Genomic DNA, 19,946 nt, shown 5'->3' on the forward strand with positions numbered 1-19,946 from the left:
ATCGTCAATACAGCAAAGTGTCAATTAAAACATCATACAAAACAATAAATATAAAAAGACTTCTCCAGTATTATAACAAACTGAAAAAGTCTTCAATATCTCATTTTATTCAAAACATATATATAGAATTAATTAAAATCAGCTTTTTTTATAATAAAACTTTATGCGGAGCAATTTTATGTTCGCTGAACACATATCTTCCAATTCCAACAAATTCTTTATCCGTATATAAACGAATAAATTTTTCTGAAACCTCTACTCCTTCAGCTACATCAATTTTCTTGCCCTGCTTTATCATCAAAGCTTCATCTTCTGTTATTTTATATTCTGGAAGATGTTTTATTGGAAAATCCATTGCATATAATGCTTTATGTGGTAACATCCCAATTTCTTCAGTAGTCCAAGCATTTTCTAATTTAAATTTTCCCACATGCGTACGTACAAGAAAACTCATCACTGTCGGTATACCGAGTTTTTTACCGATATCTATACAAAGACTACGAATATATGTGCCTTTAGAACATTTTACAGAAAAAACGAAACCGTTTTCTTTCATTTCATGAAATTTAATATCATGAATGAATACCGTTCGCTCTGGCATTTCCACCTCAATATTTTTACGTGCAAGATTATAAGCTTTCTGTCCGTTAATGCGCACTGCTGAATACATTGGTGGGCGTTGTTTTATTTCACCGCAAAAAGTTTCCAATGCTCCTTTTATTGCATCTTCCGTAGGCAACTCATAAGAAAACATTTCTTCTATAACTTTACCAGTATCATCACCGCTATCTGTTGCATAGCCAAATGTTACTTCCGCTGTATATGATTTGTCTACATCATCCATATACTCTAACATGCGAGTTGCTTTTCCCAAAGCGATTGGCAATACACCTGCTGCCGCTGGGTCAAGAGTTCCAGCATGACCAATTTTTTTCATACCATATACTTTACGCAAATGAGCAACGATATCATGTGATGTTATTCCCGGTGCTTTTAATACATTTACAAAACCATTAGGCATTTTGTTTCTTCATTCCTTCAATAATAGCATTGAGTACAATTTCTTTAGCTTGACTTAAATTTTTGTACACAGTAGCACCAGCAGCACGAATATGACCGCCACCGCCAATTGATTGTGCAACTTCACTGACATTCGTGTTCTTTGAACGCATGCTTACACGTGTAACATTTTCATCAGCATATTTTATCATGACTGCTACATCAACACCACGTATATTTCTAGCAAAATTAACAAAGCCCTCTGTATTATCAGCTGACTCTTTCAACGCTTTATCGACTGTCATCAATGCTATTTTACCATCATGATATAAATCAATCGTGCCAATAGCTCTTCCAGCTGCTTTTACACTAGAAAATGAACGTTGGTCGAATATTTCTGATATTTTATCTGGTCTAGCACCAGCTTCTAAAAGTTCAGCTGCTGCTCTCAATGTATACGGTGTTGTATTACTATAACGGAAAAAGCCTGTATCAGAAACAAGTCCCGTATATAAACAAGTAGCACTATCTACATTAAAATCCATGCCCATTTCTTTTATCAAGCTATATACAATCTGTGCCGTAGCAGCTGCATTAGCATCTACATAACAAAAATCACAAACTTTACTATTAGAAATATGATGGTCAATATTTAGTACAGGCGCATCTACCACATCGCGAACTTTGCCAATACGGTCGATATCCACATCTAAAATCACCATCAAGTCAATGCCTTCCAGTTTTTTATCAGGTTTTTGATAAAGGTCTAATCCCTTCATCATACCTAAATTATCTGGTAAATCGTCGTCCAACAAAATTTTTATATTTTTGCCAGTTCCCTTTAGGGCATGATATAACCCTAAAGTAGAACCAACATTATCTCCGTCTGGATTGACGTGCGAGGACAACACTATATTTTTAGCCTTTAAAATTATTTCTCCAGCTTGTTTAAGTGTTACTTCCATGACTTTTTTCCTCTTCTTTTTGTACTTTAATCAAAAGTTCTTGAATATGTGCACTATATTCTAATGAAGTATCCATCAAAAATTTAATATCTGGGATAAATTTTAAACGAATACGATGAGCTAATTCTCTACGAATAAAACCCAAAGAGGAGTTAAGACCCTTCCATGTTTCTTCGATTTGTTTATCACTGCCCAAAATACTTACATATAATTTAGCATTGCGTAAATCGCTAGAAACATCAACTTCAGTTACAGTAACAAAGCCTATGCGTGGGTCTTTAAGTTCGCGCATAATAATTTCACTGGTTTCCTGTTTTATAAGTTCCTGTATCTTTTCTACTCGAACGCTTCCCATCGCTTCCTCCTTATTTCTGCGGAATTTCTTCCATAGTATAAACTTCGAGAATATCTCCTTCTCTGAAATCACGGTAATTATCGATAGTGATACCACATTCGTAACCAGAAGCAACTTCTTTTACATCATCTTTGAAACGACGTAAGGATTCAATTTGGCCTTCATATAATACGATATTATCACGAATAATACGGATTTTAGAGTTATTGCATACTTTACCTTCTAATACATATGAACCGGCAACAAGAGCTTTAGAGAACTTCATAACTTGACGAATTTCTACTTTACCTTGAATTACTTCTTTATATTTAGGCGCAAGCATACCTTTCATTGCTGATTGAATATCATCAATAGCTTCATAGATTACACGGTAAGTATGAATTTCAATTTTTTCTGTATCAGCAAGTTTACGAGCATTAGCATCTGGACGTACATTAAATGCAATGATTAAAGCATTAGCTGCTGAAGCAAGCATTACGTCAGATTCTGTTACAGCACCTACACCAGAGTGAACGATGCTTACACGAACTTCACTTTCATTTTTATTAAGCGCTAAAAGTGAAGAACAAACAGCTTCTACAGAACCTTGAACATCTGCTTTAACAAGCAAGTTTAATTCTTTTATATCACCTTGGTTGATTTGATTGAACAAATCATCTAAGGATACTTTCTTCGAACGCATGAGTTCGTTACGTTGTTTTTCAATACGTTTTTCAGCGATTGTTTTAGCGAGTTTTTCATCTAATACAGCGAGTTCATCCCCAGCTTCTGGAACATCGGATAAACCTAAAACTTCAACTGGCATAGATGGGCCAGCTTTTTTAACATTTTCGCCACGGTCATTAACCATTGCACGAACCTTACCGCAAGCAGTACCAGCGATGATAAAATCACCAATGCGAAGTGTACCATTTTGAACAAGTACAGATGCTACAGGGCCACGACCTTTATCAAGACGTGCTTCAATGATAACACCACGTGCTTCACGATTTGGATTAGCTTTAAGTTCTTGTACTTCTGCTACTAAAAGTATCATTTCCAACAAATCATTAATACCCATTTTCTTTTTAGCAGAAACAGGTACCATGATAGTCTGTCCGCCCCATTCTTCTGGAATGAGTTCATGTTCAGCAAGTTGTTGTTTTACATGTTCTGGATTAGCACCAGGTTTATCAATCTTGTTGATAGCTACAACGATTGGTACTTTTGCTGCTTTAGCATGGTTGATTGCTTCTAAAGTCTGTGGCATAACACCATCATCAGCTGCAACAACGAGTACTGCAATATCTGTAACTTGTGCACCGCGCGCACGCATAGCAGTAAATGCTTCATGACCTGGAGTATCTAAGAATACAATTTTTTGACCATTACACATTACTTGGTAAGCACCGATATGCTGAGTGATACCACCAGCTTCGCTAGAAGTAACAGATGTTTTACGAATAGCATCAAGTAAAGAAGTTTTACCATGGTCAACGTGTCCCATTACAGTAACAACTGGTGGGCGAAGTTGTAATTTTTCTGGGTCATCTTCGATTTCTGGAATTTCCGTTAAATCAACTTCTGGTGGTAATTCTTCTACTGCAATGCCAAATTCTTCTGCAATTAAAGAAGCTGTTTCAAAATCAAGTTCCTGGTTAATAGTAGCCATTGTACCGAGTAACATTAATTTTTTGATTACTTCTGTTACTGGATATGTCATTTTACTAGCCAATTCTTTTACAGTAATCGTTTCCCCAACTTTTATATGTTTTGGACGAATAATTTCTTGATGTTTAACTTCAGGCTGAACTTGTTTAGTATTTTTACCTTTATTTTTCTTATTACCACTGAATTTATTGGAAGGATTATTATTTTTATTATTGTTTTTATTGTTATTAGGACGATTATTATTGCGATTATTATTCTGATTTTGATTGCGATTATTTTTATTGTTACGATTTTTACTACGTTCGTTATTGCGTTCACTACGTTCGTTTTTATCGTTTACTAAATTATTATTCATTGCGGCATTTTTATTATTTCTTTGTTTATGTTCCGCATTATTATTAGGTTTATTATGATTGTTGTTATGATTACTATTTTTGTTATTAGTGCCGTTATTTTTATGTTTATTTCCGTTATTATTTGCGGAAGTATTATTTCTATGCTGATTAGCATTTTGATTGTTTTGTTGATTATTTTTTTTAACAGTATTTTTATTATTATTTTCTTTATTATTCACGATAGTAGCTATAACCTCACGTTCTTTCTCTCCAACAAGATTAAAGTTGTTGTTTATTTTAAAATTATTCTTATTCAATATATCAATAACTTTTTTTGTATCAAGATTAAATTCTTTCGCTAACTGATATACCCTGTATTTGGACATTAATTCACCCCCTAGGCTCAATCAATTATCCAAGATTTTTAAAATAGCATTGCAAAAACCTTCATCACAGACTGCCGCTGCTGCTCGATTTTCCTTTCCAATGCAATTTGCTAATTTTTCCTTTGTCAGTGGTGTTTTTCTTAGCAAAATTTTATTTTTCTCTGCTAGTTTTTCATATCTAGCCTGTGTAGCTTCTGTCGTATCTTCAGCTAATAATATCAATTTAACATTGTGCCTGCCAGCTAAAGTTTTTTCTATTACAAACTCGCCAGATATAACCTTACCCGCACGACAAGCAATACTTAATATATTAATTAATTTTTTTCCTTTATTCATCAAGTTTGGCAAATTCCTCTTTTAACTGTTCATATACTGAATTATCTATAGGGCATTTAAAAGATTTTTCTAAACGATGCTGTTTTATTGCTATTTCTAAACAAGCACTATTTTTACAGATATATGCACCACGTCCAGATTTTTTACCAGTAGTATCGATTGAAAATTCCCCTTCAGGACTCTTCACAATACGTATCATTTCTCGCTTAGTATGAGGCTCTTGACAGCCAACACACAAACGCACAGGAAGTTTTTTCATAAATTACCTCCCATTATTAATCAACAGAAAAAGAATCATCACAGACTACATCAACCATGTTCATATTTAATTCATCAGCATCTGCGCCTTCTTCTTTTGCCTGAGATTCACTCTTAATATCAATCTTCCAACCAGTAAGTTTAGCAGCAAGGCGTGCATTTTGACCTTCTTTACCAATAGCTAAAGATAATTGATAATCTGGAACAATAACACGAGACATTTTCTTTTCTTCGTTGATTGCCACAGAAACAACTTTTGCAGGGCTCAAAGAATTTGCAATATATTTTGCTGGGTCTTCATTCCATTTTACAATATCGATTTTTTCACCGCGAAGTTCATCAACTACAGCCTGTACGCGTAAACCTTTTTGACCTACACAAGAACCTACTGGATCAATATTTTCATCGGCGGAATATACTGCAATTTTGGAACGCATACCTGGTTCACGTGCAACAGATTTTATTTCTACTGTGCCATCTTGAATTTCTGGAACTTCTAATTCAAATAAACGTTTTAAAAGTCCTGGATGAGTACGTGAAACTAAAATCTGTGGACCTTTAGAAGTTCTTTTTACTTCTACTACATAAACTTTAATTCTATCGTTATGTTTATATTTTTCTGTGCTAATCTGTTCAGAAGGAGTAAGAACTGCTTCTGTTTTACCAAGGTCGATAAATACATTATGACCTTCCATGCGTTGTACTATACCTGTTAAAATATCACTAGAACGATTGGAATATTCTTCATAAATAATACCACGTTCTGCTTCTCTAATACGTTGTACTACAACCTGTTTTGCTGTCTGTGCAGCAATACGGCCAAAGTTGGCAGGTGTAACTTCAAGTTCAATAACATCATCAAGCTCATAATTATCATTAATTTTCTTTGCTTGGTCTAATGAAATTTCCATAACTTTATTTTCTACTTTTTCTACTACTTTTTTCTGAGCATAAACATGAAAATCACCTGTAGCTCGTTCCAAATAAACACGCACATTAGAAGCTGTATTAAAATTACGTTTATATGCAGAAACAAGTGCTGCTTCTACCGCATCAAATAAAACCTCTGGTGCAATGCCTTTTTCCTTCCCAACTTCTTTCAAAGCTTCTAAAAAACCTTTATCTTTGGTTGCCAATTTTTGTTACTCCTTAATCTTTTTAAAAATCAATATGCAATCGAACTAAAGCAACATCCTTTAAAGGAAATTCTCTAGTATCATCAATTGTTATGCTGTTTTCAGCATAACCTGTTAAAACACCTGTAATATTTTTTTCACCATTTATAGGTTTATATAAAGTAATATCTACTTTTTTACCCATTTCCCGTTTAAAATCTTTTTCTTTCTTCAATGCTCTATCAAGACCAGGTGAAGAAACTTCAAGAATAAAACGGTCATTTAAAATGCCGAGTTTTTCAATTTGTTCATCTAAAAGGCCGCTTACTTCCTGACAATCATCAAGGCCTACTCCACCCTTTTTGTCTATGTAGATACGTAAAAACCAATCTCTTTCTTTTACATATTCAACATCGACAAGTTCATAATCAGTACCAGCTAAAATTTCTTCAGCAATTTTTTCAACTGCCTCTTCTACACGATTTGCCATTGAAACACCTCCTAATATATTCCCAATATAAAGCAAAGAGTGGGTAGATACCCACTCTTTGAGGAATAATCAAATTAATTTCTTAAATCAGTATAACACATAAAAATTGCCAATGCAACAATCAAAGTATTATTTCTTCTTTCGCAGTTGTTCAAGCTTAGCTATCACATCATCATCAATACGTGAACCAAGTTCTCTACGCTTTAATGGCAATGCATGTTTACCCGTATATTCGTCACGTATATTCTTTTTACTATGCTTCACACTTCGCAACAATTCTTTTGCCGTGATGCGATAAGCACCTGCTCCTAAAATTAAACTCTGCTCTGCACCATCAGAAGTAACTACATATACTTCTTTACCATAATATCGTGTAGCTTCATATGCACTACGCTCAATATAACTATCAGCCGTTTCTTTTTCCTTTGTATAAACTACTTTACAATGTGGTGTTATTTCATCCACATTTTCTTCCGCATTTGTATATTGTGCATCAAACACTATTGTCATATCATATTTTTCATATTGTCCAAATTCAACTAATAAATGAATTAATTTATCTCTAGCAAATTCTAAATCTTCATTACTTATTTTTTGCAAAAAATCCCAAGCATTTATAACATTATAACCATCAACAATCATGTATTTTTCATGTCTATTTGGTGTCAAATAAGTTCTGCTTCTCATAATATATCCACTACCCCAGTTCACTTTTTATCTTTAACTAAAATTATACCATATTATTTTAGCTATATTCATCAAAATTCATAACTATAAATAATCTATAGACAAAAAAATCAACAAAATAATTATCATTAAAACATCATCTTAACAAAATCTTTGATTTTACTAATAATTATGCTAAAATTTATTTATTGAATTAATGGAGGTAATTTTTAATGGCTATTTTAGATATAAAAAAAGCTGGCGATGTTGTATTAAAACAAGAAGCTGCGCCAGTAGAAAGAATTGATAAAAAAATCCGTACATTGCTTGATGATATGGCAGAAACCATGTATAAAGCAGACGGCGTAGGACTTGCTGCTCCTCAAGTTGGTGAATCAATTCAAGTAGTAGTAATCGATGTTGGCGAAGGGTTATTAGAACTCGTAAATCCAGAAATTATTCGTATGGAAGGCGAAGAAACAGACGCTGAAGGTTGCCTCAGTGTTCCACAAATCTATGGTGATGTAAAACGTGCCGCTAAAGTGAGCGTAAAATATTTAAACCGCCAAGGCAAACGTCATCGCATTACAGCAACAGGTTTACTTGCTCGTTGCTTGCAACACGAAATTGACCATTTACACGGTCGTCTTTTTATTGATATTGCTACAAACTTACGTAAAGTTACTAAATAATATCTTTAGTTTAATTGATTTAAATTACAAACTCGTTTAACAATATTGTGAGGTATAAACTTTATGCAAATTAACAATATAATTTTCATGGGTACACCAGATTTTGCTGTACCTTGCCTTGATAAATTACATCAAAACTATAATGTAACAGCTGTAATCACTCAGCCTGATAGACCAAAAGGACGCGGTCAACACCTTGCCAAATCCCCAGTAAAAGTCTACGCTGAAGAACATAATCTGCCTGTTTATCAACCAGAAAAGATAAAAACAGCTGAATTTACAGAAAAACTTCGCCAAATGCAACCAGATTTAATCATCGTTGTTGCTTTCGGTCAAATATTATCACAAGAAATACTTGATATTCCAAAATTTGGCTGTATTAATGTTCATGCTTCATTATTGCCACGTTGGCGCGGTGCCGCACCTATTCACTGGTCAATCATCGGTGGAGATACAGAAACTGGTGTTACTACTATGTATATGGACGCTGGACTCGACACAGGCGACATGATTTTAAAAGCAAAGACAGTCATTACACCTGAAATGACTACTGCTCAATTACATGATGCATTGATGATGCAAGGTGCAGATTTATTGATTGAAACAATCCAGTCTATTGAAAATGGTACAGTTTCTCGTGAAAAACAAGATGATAGCCTATCTTGCTATGCTAAAATGCTCAATAATGATAACTGCCGTATTGATTGGACAAAATCCGCGCAAGAAATTCATGACCTTGTTCGCGGTTTAAATTCTTGGCCAATCGCTTACACGACTTTAAACGGCAAGAAATTTAAAATCTGGCAGACAAAAATAATCGATACTGATACTACAGGTAAAACACCTGGACAAATTATTGATTTAACTAAAAAAGGCATAATTGTAGCTACTGGTAATGGTGCAATTGAACTTTTACAAATTCAACCACCAAATAAAGCCAAAATGCCAGCAAGTTCTTATATAAACGGTCATCGTCAAGAACTCTCTTCTGATGTTTCTTTCATTTAAATTTATTTAGCGAAAATGGTTAAACTGTTTTCGCTTTATTTATATAGAGGTATTCTAATGAACACAGATATTTTAAAAACTACAAAAAAAAGCCTTTTCATAAAATTATCTGCTTTAAGCACTGCCAGTATAATAATCTTAATTTCCTTTATTATCTGGCTCTGTTATCCTCGTCTTATTGCATTAAACCTACTAATTGTAACAGATGTTTTAATAGCTATTGCTACACTATTGTTTTTGATGAGTTTTCTATTCATCATGAATATGTTATTTAACTTGGCAAATATCACGATATTTTCATTTCTAGATAAATATATATTTAACTTCATAAATACTATATTTCCTTTGATTATCCTCTGGGGAAAAATATTCAATATATCCCGTCGCGAAATAGAGCGTTCTTTTATTGCGCTAAATAACTATATCTTAACTCATCGCAAAATAAAAGTTAACGCAAGTGATTTGCTTGTTATTTCTCCGCACTGTTTGCAATTAGCATCTTGCCCACATAAAATCACACATAACATAAACAATTGTAAACGCTGTAATCAATGTACTATCGGGCCTTTAATCACGATGTCTGAACGCCTCGGTTTTCATTTTCGTGTAGCTACTGGTGGCACGCTTGCTCGCAAAATAGCGAAAGAACTTCGTCCTAAAATGGTTCTTGCCATCGCTTGCGAACGCGATTTAACCAGCGGTATTCAAGATGTATACCCTCTACCCGCTGCTGGTGTTTTAAACATCCGACCAAATGGCCCATGTTATAATACGACTGTAGACTTAAAATTAGTTGAAGAAACCATAAAACAATTTATAAAATAATATCCCATTCCAAAATAAAACGACATAGCTAAATACTATGCCGTTTTATTTTTATTTTGACTGTAATTCTTCATACATATCTTTTATTGTCTTATGATAAACAGGGTGTACTTTATACGGTGCAATCTGCATCAATGGTTTTAATACAAAATTGCGATTTTTCATATCAGGATGCGGAACTATTAAATTCTCACTCTCTATGATTTCATCATCGTAAAATAAAATATCCAAATCAAGCGTTCTCGGTCCCCAATGAATTTCTCTCGTTCTGCCTGCATGCAATTCAATCTGCTGCAAAATCTGCAGCAATTCTTCTGGTGGTAACAACGTCTTCACTTTTATTACACCATTTAGAAAATCATCTTGCTCAACTCCGCCATAAGGTTTAGTTGCGATTTTATCCGATATCGCTTCTATTTCAATTTGCGGTAAATTGCCTATAGCTTCTAGTGCATCATCTATATATTTTTCCCTATCTCCCAAATTAGAACCAAATGCTATATACGCTTCATGCCAACCGCGCACAATTTCCACTGAAACAGAACCAAACTCTAAAGCAATCGGCGCAGATGGTTTGCGAATTTCTAATACAATACTCTTGACTAATTTAAATTTTAACAAAATTGCCTGCGCCATTTGTTCTGCCGCTGTTTCAATCAAATTATACGTATTATTTTTCATAAAATCAGCGATAAATTCACAGACAGTTCCATAATTTGTCGAATAATCCAGTTCATCTGTCATGCCTGCTTTGCGTGTATCAACAAATAAATCCGCATTTACATAGAAGAATTGTCCTTTTTCCTTTTCTTCAACATAAACGCCATGATAAGCGTATATTTCCAATTCACTAATTCTAATAATGTCCATCATTTTTCACCTCCGCTATTTCTTATCGCCAATGCCATTTTTACTGCTCGTAAATTTGCCTTTACATCATGCACTCGCACAAAAGCATAGTTATTCATAACAGCCAAAACCGATGTTACAAGTGTTCCTTCTAATCGTTCATCAGTCGGCAAATTAAGCGTATTTCCTATTACAGATTTTCGTGACGCGCCTAAAAGAAGTGGATAACCAAGTTTATTTAAAGCACTTAAATTATTTAGCATGATTAAATTTTGTTCATACGTCTTACCAAATCCAATTCCTGGGTCTAAGATTATTTTTTCATCTTTAATACCAGCATTTTTAGCTATATTTAAACTTTCTTTCATTTCATCGACTACATTATTTAAAAAATCTTTATACTCTGTACCATTACGATTGTGCATTAAGCAACAACTGACATTATTTTCTGCGATGACACTTGCCAAAGCTTCATCATATTTTAAACCCCAAATATCGTTGATTAAATCTGCACCTGCTTTTATCCCCGCCTTAACAACTTTACTTTTATACGTATCAAGTGATATCGGCACATCAAAATTTTGTTTTAGCGTTTCAATAACTGTTGAAACGCGATTTATTTCTTCTTCATCGCTCAAAAGCGTATAACCAGGGCGAGTCGACTCCCCGCCAACATCAATAATATCAACGCCTTCATTTACCATTTCTTCAGCATGAAATAAAGCTTTATCTAAAGAATTAAATCTTCCACCATCAGAAAATGAATCAGGTGTTACATTCAAAATTCCCATAATATAAGTACGATTTTTTACATCAAAAAATTTTTTACCAATCTGCATTTTAGCCTCCTCAATATTTCATAGATAAATTCTTTTTATTATCTGGCCAATTACACAATTTTTCTGCCTTACAACAAAAACAAGCCCTACTCATCTTATCAGCCCTATATAATAAACCATTTAAATTCTTTTCTTTGCTTACCCTTTTATCTCTATGATTTAAAATAGCATTTAAAATCTTGCACTTTTCCTTCTTATTAAAATTAAAGTCTCGCAAAATTTCTGTTGCTATAAAAAAGCTTGATATCTCATGCCCAATACCAAATCGATATTGTAAATGCCTACCCGTATCATGAAGTAATGCCGTCGCATAAATTATCTCTTCATCTATATTTAAATCTTCCTTAACATTTAAAATCATCATTAATCGCGCTACATCTAATAAATGATTTATATCATGTTTGCAAAAAATCCTATTGCGCTCTTCTTTCTCTATCTCTTCACAACATCTTTTAAAAACTTCATGATGTAAAATTTTATTCCTGTAATCTTTTTTCATACGCTTAAAGCCTTTCAAAAATCTATATCATAAATTATAAAAGAAAAGCGTTATCTACACAATAAAAAAACGGCTCTTGCCAACAAACAAGAACCGTTTTTTATATTATTTATCTTATTTATTATTTTTTAGCTGTTATAACACGGCGTGCAAATTCTATCATAAGTAAGATATTTACTACTAAGCCAAGCCATTCAGCTGTACCACCAAAACTTGCATCAACCATGCGAAGTGGTGATTCATCCCCGCCAGATGTTACAGAAATAACGATAATAGCTGCCATGATAACGCCCATTAAGGACTCACCAACAATCAAACCAGAAGCGAATAATACGCCATGGCGATTGCAATTTTCTACATCGCCTTCAATATCCTGTGGGCTGCGAACAGCTGCACGTTTTTTCAAATATGCATGAATTAAATAAGCGATTACTGCACCAAAAACGAGTGGCATTTCAAGTTCTGGTGGAAGATAAATACCCATACCAACAGCAAGAGGTGGTAAACTGTATTTCTTTGTATTTTTCTTTAAGAGAACATCAATAATAATGATGATAACACCAAAAATAACACCATAGAAAATAAATGACCAATCCATATTACTGCTGAAAATACCTCTAGCAATAGTAGTCATAAGTGTTGCCTGAGGAGCAGATAAAGCCTGGCTTTCATCCATGCCTTCACGAGGGAATGCACCAGGGAAACCATATGCTTCAAAAAGAAGGTTTAATACTGGAGCAATAGCAACAGCACCAGCGATACAACCGATTAAAAGAGCAACCTGTTGTTTCCAAGGAGTTGCGCCAACGAGTAAACCAGTTTTTAAATCCTGTAAATTATCATTAGAAATTGCTGCAATACTAGTAATAACACTAGTGATAAAAATAGCAAATGCTGTAGCAAATAAAGTTCCTTCAGAAGTTGCAAACAAATTAGCATAATCACCAAGTGCAAGAACTACAATAGAAGAAACAATAATACCTAAAATACCGATACCAGAAATAGGGCTAGAAGATGTACCGATAAGACCTGCCATATAACCACAAGCAGCCGCTACAAAGAAGCCCATAGCAACAGCTATAAAATACCAACGATGATATATAACCACATAGTACCAGTAGATAAATGACCATCAGATAAGAAAGAGTAAAATACTGTTACTAAACCGATGATAACCAATAAGAATACGATACCAATACTTTTTGGTGTCATATCTGTATCCATACGATGTAAATTGTCATTTACTTTACCACCATCGGATACGGCTTTAATAGACATTTTAATACCATCTATAATTGGTCTCATCAAAGTAAGTAAAGTCCATATAGCTGCAATACCCATTGTGCCAGCACCCATAAAACGAACTTTTGCAGACCAAATACTCTGAGCTGCATCAGAAAGTTCAGTACCTACTGGAATATTAGCTATAGACATTAAATAAGGAACAAAACCACACCAAGCAGCAATCATGCCGACAAGCATTGCAATACCACTTGCAAGACCGATTAAATATCCTGCTCCTAAAAGTGCTGGAGAAAAACCGAGAGGTAAAAGTGTAACAGCTTGTTTACCAACACTAAAATAAGTAAGCATTGAACCAGAAAGATAACCAAATCCACTGGAAAATAAATTGATAAGTGCAGCAATAATACCACCACTTAAGATGTCTCTAATACCGCTAACACCAGATTTTCCGTTAGAAGTTGCACTGCCAACTTTTAAAATTTCAGCAGCTGCACGACCTTCTGGATATGGTAAATCTGTATTAACTACCATAGCACGACGAAGTGGAATAGTGAAAAGTACACCCAAGCAACCACCGCAAGCACAAATCATTAAAGTTTGCCAAAATTGAAATCCTTGCCAATAACCAATCATTAAAAGACCAGGAATAATGAAAATTACAGCAGATAAAGTACCAGCTGCTGAAGCTTGCGTCTGTACGAGGTTATTTTCCAAAATATTGGAATCTTTGAACATACGCAAAATTGCCATGGAAATTATTGCAGCTGGAATAGCAGATGAAAATGTAAGACCAACTTTCAATCCCAGATACACATTTGAAGCTGTGAATACGATTGTTATAAGTAAACCTAAAATCATACCACGTATAGTAAGTTCAGGCAGCTTCAATTCATGACTCATGAAATCATGCTCTTTCATCAATGAAATCTCCTTTACAAATAAATTCAAACCTAATTGTATAATACTATTGCACAAAGTGCAAGACTAAATACACAATAAATACATAATTAATTAAACATATATTGCATAAATATTGTTATCTTGCACAATATTAATCTTTAACAATAAAATATATAATACAGATTTTACAAAAAAATCCATTATCAAAAAACATATATTTATTCATTGTACATTAAAAAATATACCTTCATTGTAAATTATTTTAATTTTCATGCTATTAAAATTCAAAATATAAAAGGCTTTACATTAGCATATACATGTAAAGCCTCTCATCTTAATCTTTATATTTATTAATTTGTTGATTTAATAATTCTACATCATCAAAATAATTTATTTTCATAGCATCTTTTACTTCATGCAAAGTTTTAGCTGCTGTTTCTCTTGCTACATCGCAACCATCTTTAAGCATCTTATATACAGAAGCAATATCTTTTTGATATTCTTTACGACGATTTCTAATAGGTTCTAATTCTTCCTGTAATATAGCGTTGAGAAATTTCTTAACTTTTACATCACCCAAGCCACCGCGCTGATAATGTGCTTTTAATTCATCTAAATTAGCATAGTCAGGCAAATATTTAGTAAAATCTTCATCTTTGCAGAAAGCATCTAAATACGTAAATACTGTATTTCCTTCAATTTGACCTGGGTCAGATACTTTTATATGGTTAGGGTCTGTATACATGTTCATTATTTTCTGTTTAATAACATCTGGTTCATCAGATAAATAAATGCAGTTTCCTAAAGATTTACTCATCTTAGCTTTGCCATCAGTACCAGGTAAACGCAAGCATGCTTTATTTTTAGGCAAGAGAATTTCTGGCTCAACTAAAGTATCTGTATTGTAAATCATATTAAAACGGCGCACGATTTCACGAGTTTGTTCAAGCATTGGTTCTTGGTCTTCACCTACAGGAACAGTAGTTGCTTTAAATGCTGTGATATCAGAAGCCTGACTGATTGGATAAGCAAAAAATCCAACTGGAATACTAGCTTCAAAATTACGCTGTTGAATTTCTGATTTTACTGTAGGATTGCGTTGTAATCTTGATACAGTAACGAGGTTCATATAATAGCAAGTCAATTCACAAAGCTGTGGTATCTGTGATTGAACAAAAATTGTCGATTTCTTCGGGTCAAGACCACATGCCAAATAATCAAGTGCAACTTCTAATACATTCTGACGGACTTTTTCTGGATTATCTGCATTATCTGTAAGTGCCTGTGCATCTGCTATCATGATGAATACTTTTTCAAATTCACCAGAATTTTGCAATTCTACACGACCTTTTAAAGAACCAACATAATGCCCGATATGTAAACGACCAGTTGGTCTATCGCCTGTTAAAATGATTTTACCCATAAAAATATATACCTCCAAATTTATAAAACTCTATCATTATGACAAGACTATTTGCCAATAGATATTTATTATCAAACAATACTATTTTCTCAAATCCCATAGCAAATGTCAAAACCCATAGACTTAATGCAAATTATTTCTGTGAAATCACTAGTCCTGCTATAGCAAAGACAATGCCGAATAATTTTGGCAATGTTATTGGTTCACTTAAAATAAAATATGCTGTAATCACTGTAATTACAGGAATAACATAAATGTAAACTGTAGTTTTTACTATGCCTAAGAATTTCGTTGCAAAATTCCAAGTCAAAAAGCATAATGCAGAAGCACCAATTCCCAAATATAGCATATTTATTAAATTTATTGGTTTAGTTAAATTGATTAAGTCAATGTCAAACCCCATGAAAATTATCGGAGGTATCATCAAAACTATGCCGTAAAGAAAAATTTCGCGTGTAACCGTGATTAAATCATATCCAAATGTACATATTTTCTTTAAAACTACAGCATAAACAGCCCATAAAACAGCTGCGCCGAGTGCTAATAAATCACCTTTTAAATTGAAATTAAATCCGCCATCTTCTACACTTATCAAGAAAACACCTATCATAGATAATATAAAACCAACGAAGAATGGTCCTGATAAATGACTGTTTTTTATCGTAAATCTAGCTAAAATTGCAGCAAAAAACGGTGCTGTTGATGTTATAATTCCTACATTAGAAGCATACGTATACGTAAGTGCTATATTTTCCATTAAATAATAAAGTGTGATACCTGAAAGTGCTGCTATAAACAAATATAAGCGATGTTCTTCATGTCTTAACTTCAAAACGTGTGGGCGTATTATATATAATATGGTAAGACCTATGACAAATCTAGTCACTAAAATTTCAATCGGCGAAAAATCTGTCAATAAAATTTTAGTAGATATAAATGTTGTTCCCCAACAAATAACAGTAAATATTGCTAATAAATGTCCTTTTATTGCTGTATTCACTTCATAAACATCCTCTCTTAGTTCAAATTTTGCTCTAAATAATTTAAGCAATATTCATGCTTTTTCGTGATTTTATAAATAGTGCTATCGTAAAATAAACGGCCTGTATTTTTATGACAAAAACATTTTCCTGTTAATGTATTTAAAATCTCCCAACCATCTTTTTCCATTGCTTTATAAAAATCTTCTTTCGTTTCAATAAAGCGATTGCTATCTATAACTTCTAATAAATTCTCTATTAATTTATAAAATCCTTGTTTTTGTGGTGATAAAATTTCTGCAATTTCTAATTGATAATCTGGTATTTTACCCACTAATTTTTCTATATTCAAGCGTAGAAAATATCCTTGTGTTGGAAATGTTTTTTCTAAGGTTTTATCACTTGTTTTATAGCCTGTTGTTTCATCTTGAAAGATTAAATCATTATTTAACCGCTTATAGTCAACTATGATTTTCTTCTGTTTTAAATATTGGCAAAAAAATTCAAAGTTTTTTCCTTGGGATTTTATGATTGCTTCTTTTATGATTTCATGGATTTCATTTTGCCAGCTATTCGTTTTAAAGGTTTCTCTTTCTATACTGTATTTTTTCTTCATACTGTAAATAGCTTGTGTTTTTTCTGGTACATAGTAATTTCTATCAATTACTGATAATCCATATTCGCGACATATTTCATCTGAACTGAATTTTAATTGCTCTAATGTTTTGTTTGCATTTATGACTATGGTTTTACCTGTTATGGGATTTACTGAATTTATAATAAAATGATTGTGAATGTGTTCTTTATCTATGTGCGTACAGATACATATTTCAAAGCCTTGTTTACCGAAGTTTTGGTCTGCCCATTTTATTCCTATTTTATGTGCTAGTTGGGGAGTTAATTCGTTTGGTTTAAATGATTGTTGAAAATGTTTGTACATTTCACTATTTTTATTATCTGTTGCTTTTCTGTACATTTCTTTTGTGGATATCATTGTTTCATAGATGTTTTGTATGGTGCCCCAACAATTTAATGTCGATAACAATACCTCACCATTTGATAATGTTATTTTCTGGGGTTCGCTGATATAATATAGTGCTGTTTTTAGACTTGCTTTGGTTTTTCCTGCTTTAGTAATTTTAATAATCGCCAAAATTCATCACATCCTTTTTGTAGTTCTTGGATTAATTTTTTATTTTCTTCGTTTGACTGGTCTAGTCTTTGTGAAAGTTCATTTGTTTTGTTTCCTAAATATTTTATTTGTGAGATGGTTTGTTCTAGATGGGGCAGTATATATATTGGATTTTCGTTTATACAATCTAGGACAAATTGTGTTTTATTTTTTTGTGTTTCTTTTAGGCGTTTATTTATATATTCATTTTGCTGTGGTGTTAGGCGTATATTTAGTTGAAGTCTTTTGGTTTTTTTATTTTTTTCTTGTTCTGTTTTCATTTTGTTGTTCTCTCCTTGTTATTAGATTCTTTTTTCTCACTATTAATTTTTTATCATTTTAATTTCATTTTCTAGACATTAGCTAAGCTTGCTATCTTGCTATCTTGCTATCTTGCTATCTTGCTATCTTGCTATCTTGCTATCTTGCTATCTTGCTATCTTGCTATCTTGCTATCTTGCTATCTTGCTATCTTGCTATCTTGCTATCTTGCTATCTTGCTATCTTGCTATCTTGCTATCTTGCTATCTTGCTATCTTGCTATCTTGCTATCTTGCTATCTTGCTATCTTGCTATCTTGCTATCTTGCTATCTTGCTATCTTGCTATGCTATCTTGCTATCTTGCTATCTTGCTATCTTGCTATCTTGCTATCTTGCTATCTTGCTATCTTGCTATCTTGCTATCTTGCTATCTTGCTATCTTGCTATCTTGCTATCTTGCTATCTTGCTATCTTGCTATCTTGCTATCTTGCTATCTTGCTATCTTGCTATCTTGCTATCTTGTATATATCCAAAGAAATTTTTTCTTTTTATTTATATGATACGGGATTATTTTTGTTTGTTCAATGTTTTTTTACTATGTTTGATGGGAAAGTTTTTTTGTGGACTTTTTGTTTTTGGTGGGATATAATTTAAGTAATAAAGAATGATTATTAATTTATAATATATATTCGAGGTGATTTTATGTTAGATACTGTTATTATTGGTAGTGGTCCTGCTGGACTGGCTGCTGCTATTTATGCTTCTCGTGCGGCTCTTGATTATGTAGTTTTGGAAAAAGCTGGTTATAGTGGCGGTCAAATTGTTACTACAAATGATTTAGATAATTATCCTGGTATTCCAAATATTGATGGAGCTTCATTTTCTATGGCATTACAAGAACATGCGGAAAAACTCGGAGCAACTATAAAGGAAGCTACTGTTACTGCTATTGAAAAAAATGATGATATGTCTTTTACTATCAAAATTGATGAACAAGATGATATTCTTACTAAAACAGTAATACTGGCAACTGGTGCTAATCCTCGTACTTTAAATATTCCTGGTGAAGCGCAATTTTTAAGCCGTGGCGTGTACTATTGTGCAACTTGTGATGGTGCATTTTATCGCAATAAAACAACTGCTGTTATCGGTGGTGGTAATACAGCTTTAGAAGATGTATTATTTTTAGCGAAAATCTGCCAAAAGGTTTATTTAATTCATCGCAGAGATGAACTTCGTGGTGATAAAAAATCGCAAGAAAAGATTTTCGCTTTGCCTAATGTAGAATTTATAAAATCAGCTGTTCCTAAGACTATTAAAGGCGATAAAAAAGTTACATCTTTAGAAATTGAATTTAAGGCGACAAATACTACTAAAGACATTCCTGTTGATGGAATTTTTGTGGCAGTAGGTACGATACCAAATAATCAATTAGTGCCAGATTTTGTAGCTAAAGATGAAGCAGGTTATGTCATTGCGGATGAAACGGGCATTACTAATGCTCCTGGATTTTTCGTAGCTGGTGACTTGCGCACTAAGGGCTTGCGCCAAGTAATAACGGCTGCTTCTGATGGTGCTAATGCGGTAAAATCTGTTACAGATTATTTAAATGAATAATTTACTATTATTGAGTGCATGGATTTTATTCTATGCACTTTTTATATCTTTTGGTATAATATAGATTTAGTTAAGATTAA

At 33.2% G+C, this 19,946-nt stretch carries 20 protein-coding genes and 1 pseudogene; 4 read left to right on the top strand and 17 right to left on the bottom strand.

Annotated features, from left to right (window positions below):
* Nucleotides 1-148 precede the first annotated feature (148 nt).
* The 9 genes from truB to CKV65_RS04040 form a co-directional block, all read right to left on the bottom strand.
* Complete coding sequence (gene truB / locus CKV65_RS04000; protein WP_027890463.1) at nt 149-1,021, bottom strand: tRNA pseudouridine(55) synthase TruB; 873 nt, start codon at nt 1,019-1,021, stop codon at nt 149-151.
* Nucleotides 1,014-1,964, bottom strand: a complete 951-nt coding sequence (locus CKV65_RS04005) for a DHH family phosphoesterase (RefSeq protein ID WP_027890462.1) — start codon at nt 1,962-1,964, stop codon at nt 1,014-1,016. The genes truB and CKV65_RS04005 overlap by 8 nt, the downstream gene beginning before the upstream one ends.
* Nucleotides 1,948-2,319: a 30S ribosome-binding factor RbfA gene (gene rbfA, locus CKV65_RS04010; protein WP_027890461.1), complete on the bottom strand. Its 372-nt coding sequence runs from the start codon at nt 2,317-2,319 to the stop codon at nt 1,948-1,950. The genes CKV65_RS04005 and rbfA overlap by 17 nt, the downstream gene beginning before the upstream one ends.
* Nucleotides 2,320-2,329: 10 nt before the next feature.
* Nucleotides 2,330-4,690 (bottom strand): translation initiation factor IF-2, encoded by a 2,361-nt coding sequence (gene infB / locus CKV65_RS04015; protein WP_027890460.1) that lies wholly within the window; start codon nt 4,688-4,690, stop codon nt 2,330-2,332.
* A gap of 21 nt (nt 4,691-4,711) precedes the next feature.
* Nucleotides 4,712-5,026, bottom strand: coding sequence for a L7Ae/L30e/S12e/Gadd45 family ribosomal protein (locus CKV65_RS04020; protein WP_027890459.1), 315 nt, complete (start codon nt 5,024-5,026; stop codon nt 4,712-4,714).
* Nucleotides 5,019-5,285 (bottom strand): RNase P modulator RnpM, encoded by a 267-nt coding sequence (gene rnpM, locus CKV65_RS04025; RefSeq protein ID WP_027890458.1) that lies wholly within the window; start codon nt 5,283-5,285, stop codon nt 5,019-5,021. Before rnpM ends, CKV65_RS04020 begins: the two co-directional genes overlap by 8 nt.
* Before the next feature lie 16 nt (nt 5,286-5,301).
* Nucleotides 5,302-6,420, bottom strand: coding sequence for a transcription termination factor NusA (gene nusA / locus CKV65_RS04030; protein WP_027890457.1), 1,119 nt, complete (start codon nt 6,418-6,420; stop codon nt 5,302-5,304).
* A gap of 22 nt (nt 6,421-6,442) precedes the next feature.
* On the bottom strand, nt 6,443-6,889 hold the full coding sequence (locus tag CKV65_RS04035) for a ribosome maturation factor RimP (RefSeq protein ID WP_027890456.1): 447 nt from the start codon (nt 6,887-6,889) through the stop codon (nt 6,443-6,445).
* Nucleotides 6,890-7,018: 129 nt separating this feature from the next.
* Entirely contained in the window at nt 7,019-7,576 is a 558-nt protein-coding gene (locus CKV65_RS04040; RefSeq protein WP_051177636.1) for an NYN domain-containing protein, read from the bottom strand.
* A 212-nt stretch (nt 7,577-7,788) separates the two neighbouring features.
* Here CKV65_RS04040 and def point away from each other — a divergent pair, with 212 nt between their 5' ends.
* The 3 genes from def (at nt 7,789) to CKV65_RS04055 (ending at nt 10,080) form a co-directional block, all read left to right on the top strand.
* The gene (gene def, locus CKV65_RS04045) at nt 7,789-8,247 is read left to right on the top strand and encodes a peptide deformylase (RefSeq protein WP_027890454.1); all 459 of its coding nucleotides are present in this window, start codon (nt 7,789-7,791) and stop codon (nt 8,245-8,247) included.
* Nucleotides 8,248-8,310: 63 nt separating this feature from the next.
* Nucleotides 8,311-9,255, top strand: a complete 945-nt coding sequence (fmt, locus tag CKV65_RS04050) for a methionyl-tRNA formyltransferase (RefSeq protein WP_027890453.1) — start codon at nt 8,311-8,313, stop codon at nt 9,253-9,255.
* Between the two features lie 57 nt (nt 9,256-9,312).
* Nucleotides 9,313-10,080 (top strand): DUF116 domain-containing protein, encoded by a 768-nt coding sequence (locus CKV65_RS04055; protein ID WP_027890452.1) that lies wholly within the window; start codon nt 9,313-9,315, stop codon nt 10,078-10,080.
* A 51-nt stretch (nt 10,081-10,131) separates the two neighbouring features.
* Here CKV65_RS04055 and folK read toward each other — a convergent pair whose 3' ends face one another.
* From folK to CKV65_RS04095, 8 genes and pseudogenes are all read right to left on the bottom strand, one after another.
* Complete coding sequence (folK, locus tag CKV65_RS04060; RefSeq protein ID WP_036254831.1) at nt 10,132-10,953, bottom strand: 2-amino-4-hydroxy-6-hydroxymethyldihydropteridine diphosphokinase; 822 nt, start codon at nt 10,951-10,953, stop codon at nt 10,132-10,134.
* The gene (gene folP, locus CKV65_RS04065) at nt 10,950-11,768 is read right to left on the bottom strand and encodes a dihydropteroate synthase (RefSeq protein WP_027890450.1); all 819 of its coding nucleotides are present in this window, start codon (nt 11,766-11,768) and stop codon (nt 10,950-10,952) included. The genes folK and folP overlap by 4 nt, the downstream gene beginning before the upstream one ends.
* Before the next feature lie 10 nt (nt 11,769-11,778).
* Complete coding sequence (locus CKV65_RS04070; protein WP_027890449.1) at nt 11,779-12,267, bottom strand: HD domain-containing protein; 489 nt, start codon at nt 12,265-12,267, stop codon at nt 11,779-11,781.
* 121 nt (nt 12,268-12,388) lie between these two features.
* Nucleotides 12,389-14,430: pseudogene (locus CKV65_RS04075) on the bottom strand (OPT family oligopeptide transporter).
* Between the two features lie 316 nt (nt 14,431-14,746).
* Nucleotides 14,747-15,835 (bottom strand): tryptophan--tRNA ligase, encoded by a 1,089-nt coding sequence (trpS, locus tag CKV65_RS04080; RefSeq protein ID WP_027890448.1) that lies wholly within the window; start codon nt 15,833-15,835, stop codon nt 14,747-14,749.
* A gap of 133 nt (nt 15,836-15,968) precedes the next feature.
* Complete coding sequence (locus CKV65_RS04085) at nt 15,969-16,835, bottom strand: DMT family transporter (RefSeq protein ID WP_036254836.1); 867 nt, start codon at nt 16,833-16,835, stop codon at nt 15,969-15,971.
* Between the two features lie 17 nt (nt 16,836-16,852).
* Entirely contained in the window at nt 16,853-17,968 is a 1,116-nt protein-coding gene (locus tag CKV65_RS04090; protein WP_027890446.1) for a relaxase/mobilization nuclease domain-containing protein, read from the bottom strand.
* A complete protein-coding gene (locus tag CKV65_RS04095; RefSeq protein WP_027890445.1) occupies nt 17,920-18,267 on the bottom strand; it encodes a DUF1778 domain-containing protein in 348 nt (115 codons plus the stop codon). The genes CKV65_RS04090 and CKV65_RS04095 overlap by 49 nt, the downstream gene beginning before the upstream one ends.
* Nucleotides 18,268-18,951: 684 nt before the next feature.
* Between CKV65_RS04095 and CKV65_RS04105 the strand changes: the two genes are divergently transcribed.
* Nucleotides 18,952-19,866: an NAD(P)/FAD-dependent oxidoreductase gene (locus CKV65_RS04105; protein WP_027890693.1), complete on the top strand. Its 915-nt coding sequence runs from the start codon at nt 18,952-18,954 to the stop codon at nt 19,864-19,866.
* Nucleotides 19,867-19,946 lie beyond the last annotated feature (80 nt).

Source organism: Megamonas hypermegale (genome assembly GCF_900187035.1).
GTDB lineage: Bacteria > Bacillota > Negativicutes > Selenomonadales > Selenomonadaceae > Megamonas > Megamonas hypermegale.